This is a genomic window from Amycolatopsis sp. NPDC005003 (assembly GCF_053600695.1).
This window is the reverse complement of record NZ_JBSGAI010000055.1, coordinates 1-17,154: the sequence shown is the minus strand read 5'-3', so window position 1 is coordinate 17,154 and position 17,154 is coordinate 1. Positions and strand designations below refer to the sequence as shown.

Below are 17,154 nucleotides of genomic sequence, written 5' to 3'. Positions count from 1 at the left end.
CGAAGTCTCTCTCGATTCAGACCCTAGTCCGATCGACGCCTCATGGGAGGCCACGGAGGAGCAGCTCACCTAGTTCAGGAGAAGCAGCGGATCGGCCCCTTGTTGAACGCGAGCATGTCCGTGATCGCCGCCACCAAGTCGATGTTCGCGCCCCACTCGGCGCCGTCGAGCTCGGCGTACGCGCGGTGCAGGTTGCCCGGCAGCCGCTCCTGCTCGCTCAGCTCCGAGAACTCGCCGAGGTCGGTCTCCTTGGCCAGCTCCAGCGGCGACAGCCTGGCGGCCTTCCCCCGCTCGGCCGTCTTCTGGACGAAGGCCAGGTACCGGTCGACCGTGTCCACCACGTCGAGCCCGCACGGGCCGCCGTGGCCGGGCAGGATCACCTCCGGCTCCAGCTCCCGGATGACGTCGAGGCCCTTGCGCCACCCCGCCACCGAACCCATCAGCGCGAACGGGCTGCCGCCGTGGAACACCAGGTCACCGGCGTAAAGCACCCGCTGCGCCGGCAGCCAGACCAGGACGTCGTTGGTCGTGTGGGCCGCGTGCCCGGGGTGGATCAGCCGGATCTCGACGTCGCCGGCGTAGAGGGTCAGCCGGTCGTCGAAGACGATCTCGGGCGGCCGCGACTCCAGCTCGCCCCAGTCGCTGCCGACGAAGATGCCGTCGAAGGTCTGGATGCCCTCGGCCACCATCAGTTCGCGGGTTTTGCGGTGGCCGACCACGGCCGCGCCTTCGACCAGGTAGTTGCCGTTGGTGTGGTCACCGTGGTGGTGGGTGTTCACCAGCGTGGTCACCGGGCGGCCGGTGGTCGCCTCGACCGCCGCGAGCAGCGCGCGCGTGCGGCGCTCGGTGGAGCAGGTGTCGATCAGCACGGTGTGGTCGCCGGCGTCGACGAACCCGCAGTTGTTGATGTACCAGGAGCCGTCCGGCTGGACGTAGCCGTGGACCTGGTCGGCCAACCGGGTGACGGTGGCGGCGGCGGGAGAGCGATCGGTCACGGGGTCACTATGCCGCAGAGGCGGCTCCTCCGGTTGGCCGAATAATTCGGAATTTCACTGGTCCAGGCGAGTGATAGCGCAGGTGACTGGCATTCTGCGGCGTTTCCTGGAACGCTGCGCGATGTCATCATCGAGATCCGCAAGGTGAAGCACTAACCTGGGTGGGTTCGATAGTTCGCGCGCGACGGCGACCGGGAGGCCGCCGTCGCTTGGTAGTGGTCCGGGAGAGCAGGGCGATGGCCAGCACCGTCACCTCGCGCCGGAAGCAGCTCGGGAACGAGCTCCGGCATGCCCGCACCGCGGCGCGGATGACACAGCAGCAGGTCGCCGAGGTCCTCGGCTGCACCCAGGGCAAGGTCAACAAGATCGAGTCCGGTGCCGTCGGGGTGAAGCTCGGGGATGTGCGATCGATGCTGAACGCGTTCGGGATCAACGGCGAAGAGGCCGACACGCTGATGAACCTGGCGCGGGCCGCCGCCGGGCAGCGCGGCCACTGGTCCGGCTACCGCTCGGTGGTGCCGCACTGGTTCCGCACCTTCACCGACCTGGAGCCCGCGGCCGCGGAGATCCTCACCTGGCACGGTGAGCGCATCCCGGGCCCGCTGCAGTCCGAGCACTACATGCTCAAGCAGTTCACCGAGGCCGGCGCGACGGACGTGACGTCGCTCGTCCGCAACCGGCTCGACCGCAAGGCGGTGTTCGAGCAGCAGCAGCCGCCGTACTACCGCTTCATCATCAGCGAAGGCGCGCTGCGCCGCGCTCCGGGCGGGTACGCGCCCGCGGTGATGCTCGACCAGGTCGAGCACCTGCTCTCCCTGGAGAAGCACCCGCGCGTCTACGTGCACGTACTGCCGTTCGGCGCGCGGCTGGCCGCGGTGCCCAACGACTTCACGATCATGCGGTTCCCGGACCGCACCCGCGACTTCGTCTACATCGAGCACTCCGCCGGCGGGCTCTACCTCGACGACGTCAAGGACTTCAACATCTTCGTCGACTCGTGGGACCGGCTGCGTGGAGCCGCGCTGGAGCGGCAGGAGACCCGGCAGTTCCTCAAGGAGCTTGCGGAGGGTTACCGCGCCCAGATGCAGCAGCTCCAATAGGGCGAATGGCCGCCCGAGCTATCCCGGGTGGTGAACAACTTTCGGTAGAGTCGGCCTGTTGCGCTGGATTCCACCGGAAGTGGACATCGTGGACCCCGACTTCCTCCCCGACGCGGTCGACCTCGACCGGCCGAACGTGGCGAGGATCTACGACTGGGCGCTCGGCGGCACCGCGAACTGGGCCATCGACCGCCAGTACGGCCAGCAGGCGCTGAAGGTCTTCCCGCTGGCGAAGACCCTCGCGCGCGCCAACCGCGACTTCCTGGGCCGGGCGGTGCGCTACTGCGTCGCCCAGGGCATCACGCAGTTCCTCGACCTCGGTTCCGGCATCCCGACCGCGGGCAACGTGCACGAGGTGGCCGACGACCACTGCGACGGCAGCCGGTGCGTGTACGTCGACAACGAACCGGTGGCCGTCGCGCACGGGCGGATGCTGCTCGAGGAGGCCGGCGACCCCGAACGCCACGCGGTGCTGCACGCCGACCTGCGGGACGCCGGCGAGGTCTGGGAAGCCGCGCTCGCCACCGGCGTGCTCGACCCGGACCGGCCGATCTGCCTGCTGACCGTGGCGGTGCTGCACTTCCTGCCGGACGTCACCGGCGTCCGCGAAGCCATCCGCGACTACCGGACGCTCCTGGCGCCCGGGTCGGCGTACGTGCTTTCGCACGCGACCGAGTCCGGCGTCGAAGGTGAAGAGCTGGCGCAGATCAGGAAGCTCGTGAAGCTGTCCGAGCAGTCGAGCTCGCCCGCGATTTCCCGGTCCCTCGACGAGATCGCGGCGTTCTTCGGTACCTTCGACGTCGTCGAGCCCGGGATCGTGCCTGTGGGAGAGTGGCGCCCGGAGCCCGGCGCCGCCACGGTCCCCCTCGCGAGCGTGGTCGGCGGTGTCGGCCGCAAGCCTGGAGGACGCAATGACGACGCAGGACCCCGAAGCCCCTGAAGGCGTGGACCTGGAACGGCCGAACGCCGCCCGCATCTACGACTGGTTCCTCGGCGGCGACGCCAACTGGGCGATCGACCGCCAGTTCGGCGAGCAGGCGGTCAAGACCTTCCCGATGATCAAGACCGTCGCCCGCGCCGGCCGCGACTTCCTCGGCCGCGGCGTGCGGTACCTGGCGCGCAACGGCATCGACCAGTTCCTCGACCTCGGCTCCGGCGTCCCGACCGTCGGCAACGTCCACGAAGTCGCGACGGACGTCAACCCGAACGCCCGGTGCGTGTACGTCGACAACGAGCCGGTCGCGGTGGCCCACTCCCAGATCCTGCTGGAGCGGGAGGGCGTCGCGGGGCGCCACGCGGTGCTGCAGGGCGACCTGCGCGACCCGGCCGACATCTGGAAGCGCGCGCTCGACACCGGCGTCCTCGACCCGAACCGCCCGATCGGCCTGATCATGGTCGGCGTCCTGTACTTCCTCGGTGCCGACGAGCCGGTGGCCGAGACCATCCGGAAGTACCTGACCCTGCTGCCGTCCGGCTCCTACTTCCTGTCCTCGCACCTGACCGACGACGGCCTGCACGAGATGGCCGACGCCGAGAGCCGCGAGACGATCATGGCGCAGTACAACAAGTCGAGCACGCCGCTGCACCTGCGCAGCCGGGCCGAGTTCACGTCGTTCTTCGAGGGGCTCGAGCTGGTCGAGCCGGGCATCGTCTACCTGCCGGAGTGGCACCCGGAGGAGATCGAGTCCAAGGCCACGAAGAAGCTCGCGAACGACCCGGCGTTCGTCGGCCACCTCTGCGGCCTCGGCCGCAAGCCGTGACGGCGGCCGCCTACGACGCGGTCGCCGTCCAGTACGCGGAATTCGCCGCCGAAGTCTGGGACAAGCACGCCCTGGAACGGGCGGTGTGGGCGGCGTTCGCGGATTCCGTCCGCGGCCGCGGCCCGGTCGCCGACCTCGGCTGCGGTCCCGGGCACCTGACGGCGCACCTGCGTTCGCTGGGGCTGGACGCGTTCGGCGTCGACGTGTCCCCGGCGATGATCGAGCTCGCCCGGGCCGCTCATCCGGAGCTGCGGTTCGAGGTGGGGTCCATGGCGGCGCTGGACCTGCCGGACGCGTCGCTCGCCGGGATCCTGTCGTGGTACTCGCTGATCCACACGCCGCCGGCGGAGATCCCCGGGTACTTCGCCGAATTCGCCCGAATGTCGGCGCCCGGTGGTCACGTTCTGTTGGAGTGCTTCGAATCCGGGGGCGGCCCGCTGACGCCGTTCGACCACAAGGTGACGACGGCCTACAGCTGGCCGCTGGACGAACTGGCCGGATTCGCCGCCGCGGCAGGCTTCACCGAGGTGGGCCGGGTGTACCGCGAGCCGGGCGAGGGGGAACGGCCGATGCGGCACGGCTGCCTGCTGCTGCGGAAAACGTAGCCCCGCACGGCAAGAGCCCCGGTTCCGCAGGAAACCGGGGCTCTTTCGTGGTGGTACGGCAGTTCAGGTGGTCAGGCTGGTCAGGCGCGCGAGCCGATCCGGCCGCGCATCAGCGGCGTCAGGTCGATCGCGGCTTCCAGCGGGCGGGTGGTGCGGACCCCGTCGGCGTGGCGCCGCAGCGGGAGGTCCTGGTCCGTGGCCCACGTCGTGGTCTTGCGCAGCGGTGCCTGGATCAGGCTGAAGCCGAAGCGGTTGCGCAGCTCGTTCCCGATGCCCCGGCGGCCACGGTGTTCTTCGTCCTCACGGCAGAAGAGCGAGTTCACCCGGACGGCCATTCGTCTACACCCCCAGCTCTGGTCGCGGTGCTTCGGCGTTCCGACCGGAAAACGCTTCCGCATCTGGAGTCCGGACCAGCTCGGTCGCGGCCGCGGCGGCAGCTCGTCCGGAGACGGCGAGCCTGGTCACGGCGAGCGCGCCGGGTGGCGCACTGTCCTCGACGATCACGCTGTTCCTCCCCCATGAGGTCCTGCTGTGGCTTGGCTTGGTTCGGTCCACTGGTCTTCCGGCACTCGGCCGGTTCAGCACTTCGGCCCGTGTCGACGACCGCCCGCCGCGAGCAGGCAGTCATTCACCGACACCAGCGCCCCGGCCGATGCGATTAATCCTACTCCTGGAATAATCTTCATGTCGAGGCCGTACCCAGTTGATCACCCGCTTGGCCCTGTGGCTTGGTCCATTGAGACACTGAGTAGCCGGGAGCGGGTGCCTTCGACCAGGTCACGACCGCGCCCCCCATCGATCCTCGGAGGTACGACCCATGGCGGATTATCCGTCGTTCGCGGATTACGATCCGAACACGGCCGTGACCCTGTTCGAAGAGGCCGCCTGGGAGAAGTCGTTCGCCAGCGAGCCCAACGGCGGGAGCTGTGTCGAGGTCAACCTGGGCCGCGACGGCCTGATCGGCGTCCGGGACACCAAGCTCGCGACCAGCCCGGTCTTCGTGTTCGACCCCGCCGAGTGGGAAGCGTTCCTGATCGCCGTCAAGGCCGGGCAGTTCGACCTGCCCGCCTGACCGACTGCCGGCGATCACCGGCGAGCCCGGAACGGTGCCGTGGAACAACAACGGTGACGGCCCCCTTCCCCGGGTCTCTACGGTGAAGGAGGCCTTCGCGGCCGCGCGAATACGTCCGGGCGCCTGATGTGAGGGGAATCTCACCCGATTGCCGGAAGCTCCGCAGCCGGCCGCGGGTCCGGCCGGGCTGGGCGAAGGTGTGGGTGAAGCCGACGTCCGGGTCGTACGCGGCGACTGTCTCATTAGGATGGTCGCGCTGCCCCGGGACGATCGCGTGGAGGTCCACAGTGGACCGAACTGGCTGAACTCGCCACCGCGGCGGGCGAGTTCGGCGGCGGCGGGCGGCCGGTGGCGCCGTCGGTGCGGCTCATTCCGATCCCCGGTTCGGGGACGCTCGACCCGGGAGCCTCAGGGATCGAGGAACTTCCGCAGGTGAGCGACCACTTCGCCGGGTTGTTCCTCGGGGAGGAAGTGGCCGCACTCGGCGAGGGCCGCGCCGGTGACGTCGTCGGCGTACTCCCGCCAGATGTCGAGCGTCGGGAGCGTGCCGAGCAGGCCGTTCGCGCCCCAGAGGGCGAGCAGGGGCTGGGTGAGGCGCTTTCGGGCGGCGAAGTCGGCGTCGTCGAGCTCGGCGTCGTCGGGGAAGGAGGCGCGGTAGTCGTCGAAGCCCGCCCGGAGCGCGCCCGGCTGCGAGAAGGCGCGCACGTACTCGGCCTGCGCGTCGGCGTCGAGGGCGTGGCGCTGGTGGGTCCAGCGCTCGAAGAAGTAGCCGAGGTAGCCGGCGATGTTCTGCCCGGCCAGGAGTTCCGGCAGGTCGGGCTGGAGGTGGAAGAGCCAGTGCCAGTACGCCTTGGCGACGCCGGCGTCGAGGCGCTGCCACATCGCGCGAGTCGGGGCGATGTCGAGCACGGCCAGGCGATCGACCTGGTCCGGGCGGTCCAGGGCCCAGCGGTGGGCGACGCGGCCACCGCGGTCGTGCCCGGCGACGGCGACCTTCGTGAAGCCGAGGTGCTCGGCGAGGGCGGCGATGTCGGCGGCCATCGTGCGCTTGTCGTAGCCGTCCTTCGGTTTGTCCGTGCGGCCGTAGCCGCGCAGGTCGGGCGCGATCACGGTGTGCGTCTCGGCGAGCGGGCCCAGGACGTGGCGCCAGCAGTGCGACGTCTGCGGCCAGCCGTGCAGCAGGAACAGCGGCGGGCCGTCGCCGGCGCGGAAGTAGTGCACGCGAATGCCGTTCACGGAGGCGACGTTGTCTAACCGGTTCATGGGGTTAGACGATAGCGCTGCTTCTAACTGTCTTCAAGGGTTAGAATGACCGGCATGGAATGGGTCTTCGACGGCGGACGGCCGTGCCTCGACCTCGTCAACACGCTGCGCAGCCGGCACTCGACGGGTTTCGAGCTGCTGACCGGGCCGGACGCGCTGGCGGAATGGCTTTCGCTGGCGGGGTTCACGACGGGGCCGGTGCCGGTGACGGCGGGCAACGTGCTGGCGGCGAAGGCGCTGCGGGAGGCGATCGACCGGGTGCTGCTGCCGCCGGAGGAGCCGTCGAAGATGGACGTCGAGCTGGTCAACAACGCGGCGGCTTCGGCCCCGGCGCCCCCACCACGCCTGGCATTGGTGGGCGGCGTGCTGCGGCGCGAGGTCCCGGCCCCGAAGGACCCGGTGGCGGCGGCCTTCGCGGCGCTGGCAGCGGACGCGATCGACCTGGCCACGAGCGAGGCGGAGGTCCGCGTCTGCGCGGCCGACGACTGCGGCCTGCGGTTCTGCGACGCCTCCCCGCGCCGCAACCGCCAGTGGTGCTCGATGTCCCGCTGCGGCAACCGCGCCAAAGCCCGCGCCCACTACGCCCGCACCGGTCCACAGGCAAGGCGAGATGGGGACAACCGGCCCTAGCAGCCGCCCTCGCCCCCGGTTTTAGTCACAGCCAGCCGATACGCTGGAGACGGGGGGCGCCCCCGCGGGCCCCCACTCGCGATTGCCACCCCGCCCGCCTCCGTGTCGCCCCGCCAATCACGCGAGATGCCCTTGCAGTCACGCGAGATGCCCCGCTGGTCACGCGAGATGCGCCTCCAGTCACACGAGTTCGGCCTCCAATCACGCGAGATCGGGTTGCAGTCACGTGAGCTTGGCTTTCGGCCCCGCGAGTTCGTGCTGCTGTCACCCGAGCTCGGCCTCCAATCACGCGACATCGGCCTTCGGCCAAGCGTGCCACCGCCCGGCGCGCTCAGAGGCGTGGCTTCGCGCCCGGACCCTCGCGGCGGACCACCGCCCGATACACCCGCGGATGCGCCCGGAGCCACACGTTGAGCTTCCCGATCCACCGCATGTGCGCCGTCCGCAGCCCGGCTGGGATCGGGGTCGCGAACAGCCGTACCGCCGCCGCGAACCTCGCGAACCGGCGCTCGTCCGCGGCCGTCCACCGGAGACCGAGCCGCGTGCGGAAGTCCGCCGGCAGCGTTGCCCGGATCAGGAACAGCTGGATCCGGGCATGCCACCGCCAGCAGCGGTCCGGCAGCCACCGGACCGGCTTGCGCACCGTCCGGATCGTCTCGAAGAGCTGCTCGATCGTCGGGTTCACCGAAAACCCCGCCACCATCGAGTCGTAGTAGCGCTCGAAAGCCGCCCAATCCGGCGGCAGATCCCGTGAGCGCACCCCCAGCATCCGGCCGACGTCGCACATCTGCGCGTAGTACTCGCCGAGCTCCGATGTGGACAGTGGCCGTCCGAAAAACCGCTGCACGTCAACCGGAACCTTCACCAGCGTCGCATGCACCCACGCATACGCCGCGGGATCCAGCGCGCTGTACCGCCGTCCGTCCGCCACTCCCGTGAACGTCCGGTGCAACGCCCGCAACCGCGCGGCTTCGACCCGCGCACCCGCGTCGCCGCCGTAGACGTAGATCGACAGCGACGCGCCCGTCCGCATCAGGCGGGTCCACGGATCCGACGTGTAGTCCGAGTGGTCGCGCACGCCTGCCGCGACGACCGGGTGTGCCACCTGCAGCACCAGCACCTGGCCGGCCAGCAGCCCGTCGCGGAAGTCGCCGAAGTACTTCCACGCCGCCGTTCCGCGGACGATCGGCCGTGCCATCAAGCTCCGCGGATCAGCATCATCAACGGCTCGGCCACCGGCGTGTCCGTCTCGCCCGTCGCCAGGCGCCGCAGCTGCAGCCCCGCGATCAGTGCCACCACCGGGCCGGCCAGCCGGGCCGGTTCGGGGACGCCCAACGCGTCGAGGATCGTCACGGCCAGCTCGTCGTACGCCGCGAAGCAGCGCGAAGAAGCTTCGTGCAGCTCGGGGTCGCGGGCGGACTGGAGGTACAGCTCGTGCGCGCCGAGCTCGTCGGCCCCGAACGGCAGCTGCGCGATGACGTGCTCGACGACCGACGCCGCCTGCTCGACACTCAGGCCTTCCGAGCGGTAGCCGTCGACGATCGCGCCGAGCTTCGCCGTCTCCTCCTCGACGAACAGCAGCATCGCCTCGCGCAGCAACGCGGTCTGGCTCGGGAAGTGGTAGGTCAGCGTGCCGAGCGAAACGCCGGCGGCGGCGACGATCCGGCGGTTCGTCAGCCCGCCGACGCCGTGCTCGCCGACGACGGTCAGCGCGCCGCGCAGGATGGCGTCCCGGGTGCTTACCAGCTTGTCGCGGGATGCCGCTCCGGCCACCGTTCGACCTCTTCCAGTTGCGCGGCGAGGGAGATCAGCCGCTCCTCGGCGTGCGACGGGCCGAGCAGCTGCGCGCCGAGCGGCAGCCCGTCCGCCGTCTGCCCGGCCGGCACGTTGACCCCCGGCCAGCCCAGCACGTTCCACGGCCAAGCGTACGGGCAGGCGGCGATCATGGCCTGGTCGGTCTCCCAGCCGGACAGCCCGTCGAACGTGCCGACCGGCGGCGGCGGGGTCGCGGTGGTCGGCGTCAGCAGGACGTCGACGCGGCCGAACACCGAGCCGATCCGCCGGTGCAGGCCCGGCTCGAGGGCGCGGGCCAGCCGCAGCGCGGGGCCGGCCAGCAGCCGGCCGTGGCCGGCGTTGCTGCGCGTGCGCGGGTCGAGCCCGGCCCGGTCGGGCACCCGCAGCGTCCAGTCGCGGACGCCGGTGAGCGACCGCGGCAGGAACGTCAGCCCGATCAGGCCGTAGTCCGGCTCGACCTCGACGATCTCGTGGCCCAGCCCGGCGAGGGACTCGGCGAGCCGGCGCACGGCGGCGTCGACGACCGGGTCGAGGCGGGTCTTGGTGGCGGTGAACGGGATCCGCGTCGACAGCCCGATCCGCAGCTTCCCCGGCTCGCGCGCGGCGGCCGCGCGGAACACGCCGGGCGTCCCCGCGGCGGCGTCGAGCAACAGGGCGGCGTCCTCGGTCGTGCGGGCCAGCGGGCCGAGCACGGTGAGGCCGTGGAACAGCTCGCCGCCGGTGGGGATCCGGCCGCGCTGGGTTTTGATGCCGACCAGCCCGGTCCACGCGGCCGGGATGCGCACCGAACCGGCGCCGTCGGACCCGAGCGCGGCCGCGATGACCCCCGACGCCACCGCGGCCGCGCTCCCGCCCGAAGAACCCCCTGGGGTGTGGCCGGGGTGCCACGGGTTGCGCGTCACGCCGAAGGCCGGGCCTTCGGTGAACGGCCACTGGCCCAGCTCGGGGGTGTTCGTCTTGCCGATGATCACAGCTCCGGCCTCGCGCAGCAGCGCGACCGCGGGCGCGTCGGCCGTCGCGCACGGGAATTCGCCGGGGCAGCCGAAGGACGTGGGCAGGCCGGTGAGGTCGACGTCGTCCTTGATCGCGACCGGCACGCCGAGCAGGGGCGCGCGCTCGCCGGCGGCCAGGCGCCGGTCCGCTGCCACGGCTTCGGCGAGGGCTTCGTCGTCGCGGAGGTGTTTGAACGCGTTGAGCGTGGGCTGGCTCGCGTGCGCGCGCCCGAGCGCGGTCGCGGTGAGCTCGGCGGAGGTGACTTCGCCCGCGGCGAGCTGCGCGGCCTGGGCGGCGAGGCCCGTGAAGTCGAGGCTCGTAGCGGTCATGGCGGCCCCCGAAGATTCTCGTTCGTTCGAACGAACGTTACCGGATACCGGCGGTCTTCGGCTACTCCCGATGAGTTTTCCCTGCCGCGGCCGTCTACCCGACCGACGACTACGTGAGGAGAAACCATGGCCACGGTGCACGCGGGGATGAGCATGTCGCTGGACGGCTTCGTCGCCGACCGCCACGGCGGCACGGCCCGGCTGTCCGACCCCGCCGCGTCGACCGGGAGCGAGTGGATGACCGACCTGATCCGGGAGACCGGCGCGGTCGTCCTCGGCCGCCGTTCGTACGCGATGGCCGAGGACCCGGACTGGTACGTCGGCAACTACGAGTTCCAGGTCCCGATCTTCGTCGTCACGCACACGCCGCCGGCCGTGCTGCCCGCTCAGGACGAGCACCTCACCTTCACCTTCGTGACCGACGGGATCGCCTCGGCGGTCGCGCAGGCGCGGGCGGCCGCGGGGGAGCGGGCGGTCAAGGTGATCGGCGCGAGCGTGGTCCGGCAGGCCGTGCGGGCCCGGCTGGCCGACGAGCTGCACGTCCTGATCGCTCCGGTGCTGCTGGGCGCCGGGCTGCCGTTGTTCGGCGACCCGGATCTCGGCGGTGTCGCGCTCAGGCGGATCGGCGTGCGCGAGGTCGGACCGGTCACCGAGCTTCGCTTCGAGGTGGTTTAACCCCATATAGTGGTTAGAAAGCCGATCCTGGAGGGCCGATGACGTTCGACTTCGCCGGATTTCCCGCCGCCGCGCTGGCGGCGATCCCCCGCGTCGACCTGGGCGGCTGGCCGACCCCGCTGCAGAAGGCACCGCGGCTCGGCGAGGCCCTCGGCCTGCGGAACCTCTGGCTGAAGCGCGACGACGTCCACCCGCTCGGCGCCGGTGGCAACAAGCTCCGCAAGCTGGAGTACCACCTGGGCGCGGCCGAAGAGGCCGGCGCGGACACCGTGATCACCTTCGGCGCGCTCCAGACCAACCACGGCCGTCAGACCGCCGCCGCGTGCGCGAAACTCGGCCTGCGCTGCGAACTCGTGCTCACCGCCAAGGTCCCGCGCGACGGCGAGGCGTACGAACGCGGCGGCAACCTCCCGCTCGACCGGCTCTTCGGCGCGACCGTCCACGTCTGCGCCGACGGCGAGGAGACCGGCCGCGTCTACGACCGCCTGGTCGCCGAAGCCGCCGCCGACGGCCGGAAGGTCTTCACCGTCCCGGTCGGCGGCTCCAACGACCTCGGCGCCCTCGGCTACGTCCGCGCCACCTACGAACTGGCCGAACAGCTGGAAGAACGCGGCATCGAGCGGGCACACCTGGTCGTCCCGCACGCCAGCGGCGGCACCGCGGCCGGCGTGACGCTGGCCGCCGGGCTGCTCGGCGGGCTCGGCGTCGGCATCGCCTGCGTCAGCCACCCGCTCGACGAGGCCACGGAGAACCTCCACGACCTCGTCGGCGGCGCGGCCAAGCTGATCGGCGTCGAACCGCCGCCCTTCACCCACGCGAGGCTGGGCGATTCCACGCTCGGCCCCGGCTACGGCATCCCGACCGACGCCGTCTGGAACGCGTTACGGCTCTTCGGGCGCACCGAGGGCGTGGTGCTCGATCCGGTCTACACCGGCAAAGTGGCCGCCGCGCTGGTCGAATGGGCCGGCCACTTCGCCCCGGACGACCACGTGGTGTTCCTGCACACCGGTGGCATGCCCGGCCTGTACGGCTACGCGCCCGAATTCGCGGCGGCCGTCGAAAGCTGACTCCAGCCGGGTCGACAGCCACAGCAGCGTGCCCAGCAGCACGACGTCGGTGAGCAGCAGCAGCCGCTGCGTGACGCCGATCGGGAACGCGTCGGAGATCTCGCGGAACGGCGTCACCCCGGCCTCGCTCAGCCGCACGAACACGAAGCTCAAGGCGAAGAGCGCAAACGCGCCCGCGGTCAGCCGGATCGACCGGACCAGCGCGACGCGCTCCGGCCGGCCCTTCAACGGTTCCAGCAGCGAGATCGCCGCGCCGGGCAGGCTGCAGAACGCGACCAGGCACGCGTAGAGGTGGATCTCGCCGCTCACCGGGTCGGGCGCCTCGGGGTAGCTGGCCGGGAAGATCGCGGCCGCGGCCAGCCCGAGCGCCCACAACGCGAGCAGCAGCCGGGTGGTCCGCGACAGCGGCACGCCGGCGACCTGCAGCGCGCCGAGCACCGCGAGCGACCCGATGGCCAGCGAGAGCACGCTCGCCGCGAGCATCCCCTCGCCGCGGTCGGTCACCGTGTAGCTCGACAGCGTGTCGTACACCGGATTGCGTGAGCTGACGACGTGCAGCACCACGGCGGTGAACAGGCCCCACCCGATCGCCGCCACCGCGACGAGCCGCCACGGTCTAGTGCGCTTCCCCGGTTCCATCCCCATGCATCCAGGTTCGCCGGAAACGCGGCCCCCGTGATCAGGGAAGACCCTGATTAACCCCCTGATTGAAATCGACGAGGACGAGCGCCTGGTCGTCGTGCCGCTTCGGCCGGGGCCAGCGCTCGCCGTCCGGATCCTGCTTTTCGGCGGTGCGGACGGCGGCCAGCACGGCGTCGGGCCCGTCGGCGCGGATGACGGCCAGGACCTCGGGCCAGTCGAACAGTTCGTACTGGTCGACGCCGATGGACACGCCGTCGCTGGCGAGCAGCACCGCGTCGACGTCGGCCCGCGGCCAGCTGCGCCGGACCGAGTGCGCGGCGGCGCCCGGGACGGCTTCGGCGACCCAGAAGCCGTCGTGGGCGTTGCGCCGGCGCCGGACGTCGGCGCCGGTCTGGAGCAGCCCGCGTCTTCGCAGCCGGGTCAGCCGGTCGTCCGAGACGACGTCGACGCCGAAGCCGCCGAACCCGACCACCGGGCTGTCGGCCAGCACCAGCGCGTCGACGCGGTCTTCGAGCCACCGCACGGCCGCGACCGTGCTCGACGGCGAGCGTTGCGGCCGCAGGTCGTGCTCCGCGGCGAGAGCGGCGATCGCGCTGGTCAGGAGCTCGGTCAGGTCGGCTTCCGGGGCCGCGTGGAGGTCGACGGCGAGGCGCCGGGCCAGCCGCTCGGCGTACCAGCCGCCCGGGGGTTGCGCGGGGTCCGACGAGGTGGCGCCGTCCAGGACGAGCACCGCGTTGGCCAGCACGACCACGTGGTCCTCGGTGGGGCGCGGGTGGCCGTCGGCGCCCACCCCGGCCCGCTCGGCGATCGCGATCTCGGGCATCACCCGACTGTACGTCGCTCTTTCGGTGGCTTCGCGCTGAGCGGGCACGGCGGACCGGGACCGGGCGAGTCGGAGGGCCGGCACTCGCACCCGCCCTCCCTAAGGGGGCCGCCCCAGATCCAGTCTATCGACAGCTCCCGACGAAAAGCCGCGAAACGGCCAGGTCAGAGCCCGCTGTCCACACATCGGCCGAGATGTGGACAGTCCGTCCCAGACCAGCCTCGGCCAGTCAGCCCGAAGCAAGTGTCAACCCTAGTTGACAGTCGCGAGATGTCAACGTAGGTTGACAACCATGACGGAAGCGACGGATTTGGCCGCCCGGGCGGGTGACCGCGATCCCCGGGTGGGGCTGCGCGCGGTCGCCGCGCTCCGGCGGCTGCTGGAACAACTGGAGGCCGTGCAGGTGCGCAGCGCGCGGGTGCACGGCTGGTCGTGGCAGGAGATCGCCGCCGAGCTGGGGGTCAGCCGGCAGGCCGTGCACAAGAAGTACGGGAGGCACTGATGTTCGAGAGGTTCACGGCCGACGCGCGGATGGCGGTCGTCGAGGCGCAGATCGTGGCGCGGGAGTCCGGCTCGGTGGAGATCGGGCCGGCCCACCTGCTCGCCGGGCTGGTGAAGACCGGCGTCGGGGTGCTCGCCGAGCTGGGGGTGTCCACCGAAGACATCGCGGCCGAACTGGCGCGCACCCGGCGCCGCGGCGGTGTGAGCGACGCCGACGCCGAGGCGCTCACCGAATTCGGCATCGACGTCGAGCAGATCGTCGAACGCGTCGAGCAGACGCACGGCGAAGGCGCGCTCGCCGGCCGGCTCGGCCCGGCCAAGCGCGGGCACATCCCCTTCACCGCACAGTCGAAGAAGACCCTGGAGCTGAGCCTCAAGGAAGCCGTCCGGCTGGGCGACAAGCACCTGGGCCAGGAACACATCCTGCTGGCGCTCGCGCAACAGCGCGGCACCGACGAGGTCCTCGCCCGGCGCGGCGCGGACTACCGGACGCTGCGCCGGGCCGTGCAGCAGCGCAAGGCCGGTTAGCGGTCGCGCCAGGTGGTCAGCGGCAGCAGCGCCTGGGTGAGCGGGCCGATGGCGAGGGCGTAGAGCACCGTGCCGACGCCGACGGTCCCGCCGAGCAGGAAGCCGGCCGCCACCACGGTCACCTCGATGCCGGTGCGCACCAGCCGGACCGACCAGCCGGTGCGCCCGGCGAGCCCGGTCATCAGGCCGTCGCGGGGGCCGGGGCCCAGCCGGGCGCCGACGTAGGTGGCGGTCGCGACGCCGTTGAGCACGACCCCGCCGGCCAGCAGCGCGATCTGCCAGCCCAGTTCGTGCTGGTCCGGGAGGAACGCGCGGACGACATCGACCACCACCGAGATGACCACGACGTTCGCGATGGTGCCGATGCCGGGCCGCTGGCGCAGCGGGATCCACAGCAGGAGCACGGCCACCGAGATGAGGCCGGTGACGGTGCCGAACGTCAGGCCGGTGTGCTTCATGACGCCCTCGGCCAGCACGCTCCACGGCTCGAGGCCGAGGCCGGCGCGGGTGACGAGGGCGACGCTGGCGCCGTAGAGCGTGAGGCCGGCCAGGAGCTGGGTACTGCGGCGGACGGGGTCGCGGGTGATCCGGACGGGCCGGAGGTCGATCTGAGCCACGTCTCCACTATCACCGCCAAGTGGCCTGGTAAACCATAGCCAATTCGAGGATATTGGTCTCATGGAACCCGCGCTCCCAGTCGGTGGACGGATCTCAGGGCCGCGATTGGCCATCATGCTGGGCTCGTGGCGGCAAGGTGGCTCCCGGCAGGGGGCGGCCGACCTGGCCGCGGCCATCGAGCTGCAGGTGCTCGACGGCCAGCTCCCGCTGGGCACCCGGCTGCCCGCCGAGCGCGAGCTGGCCGACGCGCTCGGCGCCAGCCGGACGCTGATCGGCGCGGCGCTCGACCGGCTGCGGGAGAGCGGGCTCGTCGCGAGCCGTCGCGGCGCGGGCTCGTGGATCGCCGCGCCCGGGCGCCGCCGCCGTGGCCCGCTCGCGCCGGCGGGCGCCGGCTCGATCGATTTCACCCACGCGTCCTCGCCCGCGGTCCCGGGCATGGCTTCGGCGGTCGACACGGCCCGCGTCCGGCTCGCCGACCACCTCGGCGACCACGGCTACTCCGAACGCGGCCTGCCCGGCCTGCGCGAGCGGATCGCGCGGCGCTACACCGAACGCGGGCTGCCGACGACGCCGGCGCAGGTCATGGTCACCAACGGCGCGCACCACGCGTTCGTGCTGGTGCTGCGGATGCTCGCCGGTCCCGGCGACCGTGTGCTGGTGGAACAGCCGACGTACCCGAACGCCCTGGAGGCGATCCGCGCCGCGCACGCGATCCCGGTGCCGGTGGCGCTCGACCCGAGCGGCGAACGCGGCTGGGACATCGCCGGCGTCGACGCGGCGGTGCGCCAGGCGTCGCCGCGGTTCGCCTACCTGGTCGTCGACTTCCAGAACCCGACCGGGCTGCGCCTGGACGCCGAAGGCCGCGCCCGGCTCGGGACCGTGCTCGCCCGCGCCCGGACGCCGGTCGTGGTGGACGAGACCCTCGTCGAGCTGGACCTGGAAGGCGATCCCTTGCACGGACCGCCGCCGCTGGCCGCGTTCGCAGGCGACCTGGCCATCTGCGTCGGTTCGGCGTCGAAGACGCACTGGGGCGGGCTGCGGCTCGGCTGGATCCGCGCGTCGGAGGACCTGCTCGGCCGGCTGGTTTCCGCGCGCTACGCGGTCGACCTCGGGTCACCGGTGTTCGAGCAGCTCGTGCTGACCGAGCTGATGGCCGACGAAACCCTGCTGGACCGCCGTCGCGCGGAACTGCGCTGCTACCGCGACGCACTGGCCGGCGCGGTGCACCGGTACCTGCCGGACTGGACGTTCACCCTGCCGTCGGGCGGCCTGTCGGTGTGGTGCCGGATGCCGGAGCCGGTGAGCTCGCGCCTGGCGGTGGCGGCGGCGAGCCACGGAGTGCAAGTGGCGCCCGGTTCGCGCTTCGGCGTCCACGGCGGGCTGGAGCGCTGGATCCGGCTGCCGTTTTCGCTGCCACCGGACCGGATCGACGAGGCCGTCCGGCGGCTGAGCGCGGCCGAAGCGTCGGTCCGCGGCACCCCGGCCTCCTTGGACGCGCCCATCGCATGAACGAACCGGTGCGCCGGCTGCGAGCCCGCTCCCAGGGATGGGCGGCGTTCGTGTGCAGCCGGCACACCGGTTCGTCGTTCCACACACCCGCTCACGGACGTGACCCCGTTCGCGGGTACCGCGGCTTCCCGGCACCGCCCCTCGACGTGCCGGGAAGCCGGCGGCTCAGGTGCGCTCGCGGTACTGCGAGTCCTCGCTCGGCGCGGTGAGCGAGGGCTCCCGGAGCGCACCCGGTGTGGGTCCCGGCGCC

General features: G+C 71.9%; 19 protein-coding genes and 1 pseudogene. 11 read left to right on the top strand and 9 right to left on the bottom strand.

The features are described from left to right. Nucleotides 1-74: 74 nt before the first annotated feature. Nucleotides 75-995, bottom strand: coding sequence for an MBL fold metallo-hydrolase (locus tag ACWED2_RS41350; RefSeq protein WP_449695971.1), 921 nt, complete (start codon nucleotides 993-995; stop codon nucleotides 75-77). Between the two features lie 236 nt (nucleotides 996-1,231). Between ACWED2_RS41350 and ACWED2_RS41345 the strand changes: the two genes are divergently transcribed. From ACWED2_RS41345 to ACWED2_RS41330, 4 genes are all read left to right on the top strand, one after another. Further along, entirely contained in the window at nucleotides 1,232-2,095 is an 864-nt protein-coding gene (locus ACWED2_RS41345) for a helix-turn-helix domain-containing protein (protein ID WP_013222333.1), read from the top strand. Nucleotides 2,096-2,183: 88 nt separating this feature from the next. Beyond that, nucleotides 2,184-3,035, top strand: coding sequence for an SAM-dependent methyltransferase (locus ACWED2_RS41340; protein ID WP_449696002.1), 852 nt, complete (start codon nucleotides 2,184-2,186; stop codon nucleotides 3,033-3,035). Further along, nucleotides 3,007-3,855, top strand: a complete 849-nt coding sequence (locus tag ACWED2_RS41335; RefSeq protein ID WP_449695970.1) for an SAM-dependent methyltransferase — start codon at nucleotides 3,007-3,009, stop codon at nucleotides 3,853-3,855. The genes ACWED2_RS41340 and ACWED2_RS41335 overlap by 29 nt, the downstream gene beginning before the upstream one ends. Then, nucleotides 3,852-4,460: a class I SAM-dependent methyltransferase gene (locus ACWED2_RS41330; protein ID WP_449695969.1), complete on the top strand. Its 609-nt coding sequence runs from the start codon at nucleotides 3,852-3,854 to the stop codon at nucleotides 4,458-4,460. The genes ACWED2_RS41335 and ACWED2_RS41330 overlap by 4 nt, the downstream gene beginning before the upstream one ends. A gap of 80 nt (nucleotides 4,461-4,540) precedes the next feature. Here the strand turns inward: ACWED2_RS41330 and ACWED2_RS41325 are convergent, their stop codons facing one another. Further along, complete coding sequence (locus tag ACWED2_RS41325; protein WP_285987847.1) at nucleotides 4,541-4,795, bottom strand: hypothetical protein; 255 nt, start codon at nucleotides 4,793-4,795, stop codon at nucleotides 4,541-4,543. Nucleotides 4,796-5,277: 482 nt separating this feature from the next. Here ACWED2_RS41325 and ACWED2_RS41320 point away from each other — a divergent pair, with 482 nt between their 5' ends. Next, nucleotides 5,278-5,532 (top strand): DUF397 domain-containing protein, encoded by a 255-nt coding sequence (locus ACWED2_RS41320; protein ID WP_449695968.1) that lies wholly within the window; start codon nucleotides 5,278-5,280, stop codon nucleotides 5,530-5,532. Nucleotides 5,533-5,940: 408 nt separating this feature from the next. On the opposite strand, the gene ACWED2_RS41315 is transcribed toward ACWED2_RS41320, so the two are convergent. Then, nucleotides 5,941-6,795 carry an alpha/beta fold hydrolase gene (locus ACWED2_RS41315; RefSeq protein WP_449695967.1) on the bottom strand — a complete coding sequence of 285 codons (855 nt, stop codon included), beginning with the start codon at nucleotides 6,793-6,795 and terminating at the stop codon, nucleotides 5,941-5,943. A 54-nt stretch (nucleotides 6,796-6,849) separates the two neighbouring features. Here ACWED2_RS41315 and ACWED2_RS41310 point away from each other — a divergent pair, with 54 nt between their 5' ends. Next, the gene (locus ACWED2_RS41310; RefSeq protein ID WP_449695966.1) at nucleotides 6,850-7,425 is read left to right on the top strand and encodes a CGNR zinc finger domain-containing protein; all 576 of its coding nucleotides are present in this window, start codon (nucleotides 6,850-6,852) and stop codon (nucleotides 7,423-7,425) included. A gap of 331 nt (nucleotides 7,426-7,756) precedes the next feature. Here the strand turns inward: ACWED2_RS41310 and ACWED2_RS41305 are convergent, their stop codons facing one another. The 3 genes from ACWED2_RS41305 to ACWED2_RS41295 are packed head-to-tail and all read right to left on the bottom strand — an operon-like array spanning nucleotide 7,757 to nucleotide 10,541. Further along, nucleotides 7,757-8,623, bottom strand: coding sequence for an oxygenase MpaB family protein (locus ACWED2_RS41305; RefSeq protein ID WP_449695965.1), 867 nt, complete (start codon nucleotides 8,621-8,623; stop codon nucleotides 7,757-7,759). Next, nucleotides 8,623-9,198, bottom strand: coding sequence for a TetR/AcrR family transcriptional regulator (locus ACWED2_RS41300; protein WP_449695964.1), 576 nt, complete (start codon nucleotides 9,196-9,198; stop codon nucleotides 8,623-8,625). Before ACWED2_RS41300 ends, ACWED2_RS41305 begins: the two co-directional genes overlap by 1 nt. Then, on the bottom strand, nucleotides 9,165-10,541 hold the full coding sequence (locus ACWED2_RS41295) for an amidase (RefSeq protein WP_449695963.1): 1,377 nt from the start codon (nucleotides 10,539-10,541) through the stop codon (nucleotides 9,165-9,167). Before ACWED2_RS41295 ends, ACWED2_RS41300 begins: the two co-directional genes overlap by 34 nt. Before the next feature lie 126 nt (nucleotides 10,542-10,667). On the opposite strand from ACWED2_RS41295, the gene ACWED2_RS41290 reads away from it, so the two are divergent. Further along, nucleotides 10,668-11,216, top strand: a complete 549-nt coding sequence (locus tag ACWED2_RS41290) for a dihydrofolate reductase family protein (RefSeq protein WP_449695962.1) — start codon at nucleotides 10,668-10,670, stop codon at nucleotides 11,214-11,216. Nucleotides 11,217-11,254: 38 nt separating this feature from the next. Then, nucleotides 11,255-12,283, top strand: coding sequence for a D-cysteine desulfhydrase family protein (locus ACWED2_RS41285; protein WP_449695961.1), 1,029 nt, complete (start codon nucleotides 11,255-11,257; stop codon nucleotides 12,281-12,283). A gap of 78 nt (nucleotides 12,284-12,361) precedes the next feature. Here ACWED2_RS41285 and ACWED2_RS41280 read toward each other — a convergent pair. Together ACWED2_RS41280 and ACWED2_RS41275 are read right to left on the bottom strand one after the other, a co-directional pair. Continuing rightward, nucleotides 12,362-12,922, bottom strand: a pseudogene (locus ACWED2_RS41280) (DUF998 domain-containing protein); the annotation flags it as partial. A 40-nt stretch (nucleotides 12,923-12,962) separates the two neighbouring features. Next, entirely contained in the window at nucleotides 12,963-13,748 is a 786-nt protein-coding gene (locus ACWED2_RS41275) for a protein phosphatase 2C domain-containing protein (RefSeq protein WP_449695960.1), read from the bottom strand. Nucleotides 13,749-14,040: 292 nt separating this feature from the next. On the opposite strand from ACWED2_RS41275, the gene ACWED2_RS41270 reads away from it, so the two are divergent. Both ACWED2_RS41270 and ACWED2_RS41265 read left to right on the top strand, forming a co-directional pair. Next, nucleotides 14,041-14,250, top strand: coding sequence for a sigma factor-like helix-turn-helix DNA-binding protein (locus ACWED2_RS41270; protein WP_004559389.1), 210 nt, complete (start codon nucleotides 14,041-14,043; stop codon nucleotides 14,248-14,250). Further along, complete coding sequence (locus tag ACWED2_RS41265) at nucleotides 14,250-14,777, top strand: Clp protease N-terminal domain-containing protein (RefSeq protein ID WP_449695959.1); 528 nt, start codon at nucleotides 14,250-14,252, stop codon at nucleotides 14,775-14,777. The genes ACWED2_RS41270 and ACWED2_RS41265 overlap by 1 nt, the downstream gene beginning before the upstream one ends. On the opposite strand, the gene yczE is transcribed toward ACWED2_RS41265, so the two are convergent. Then, nucleotides 14,774-15,394 carry a membrane protein YczE gene (gene yczE / locus ACWED2_RS41260; RefSeq protein ID WP_449695958.1) on the bottom strand — a complete coding sequence of 207 codons (621 nt, stop codon included), beginning with the start codon at nucleotides 15,392-15,394 and terminating at the stop codon, nucleotides 14,774-14,776. The genes ACWED2_RS41265 and yczE overlap by 4 nt on opposite strands. 61 nt (nucleotides 15,395-15,455) lie before the next feature. Here yczE and yczR point away from each other — a divergent pair, with 61 nt between their 5' ends. Then, nucleotides 15,456-16,904, top strand: coding sequence for a MocR-like transcription factor YczR (yczR, locus tag ACWED2_RS41255; protein ID WP_449695957.1), 1,449 nt, complete (start codon nucleotides 15,456-15,458; stop codon nucleotides 16,902-16,904). Nucleotides 16,905-17,154: the final 250 nt, after the last annotated feature.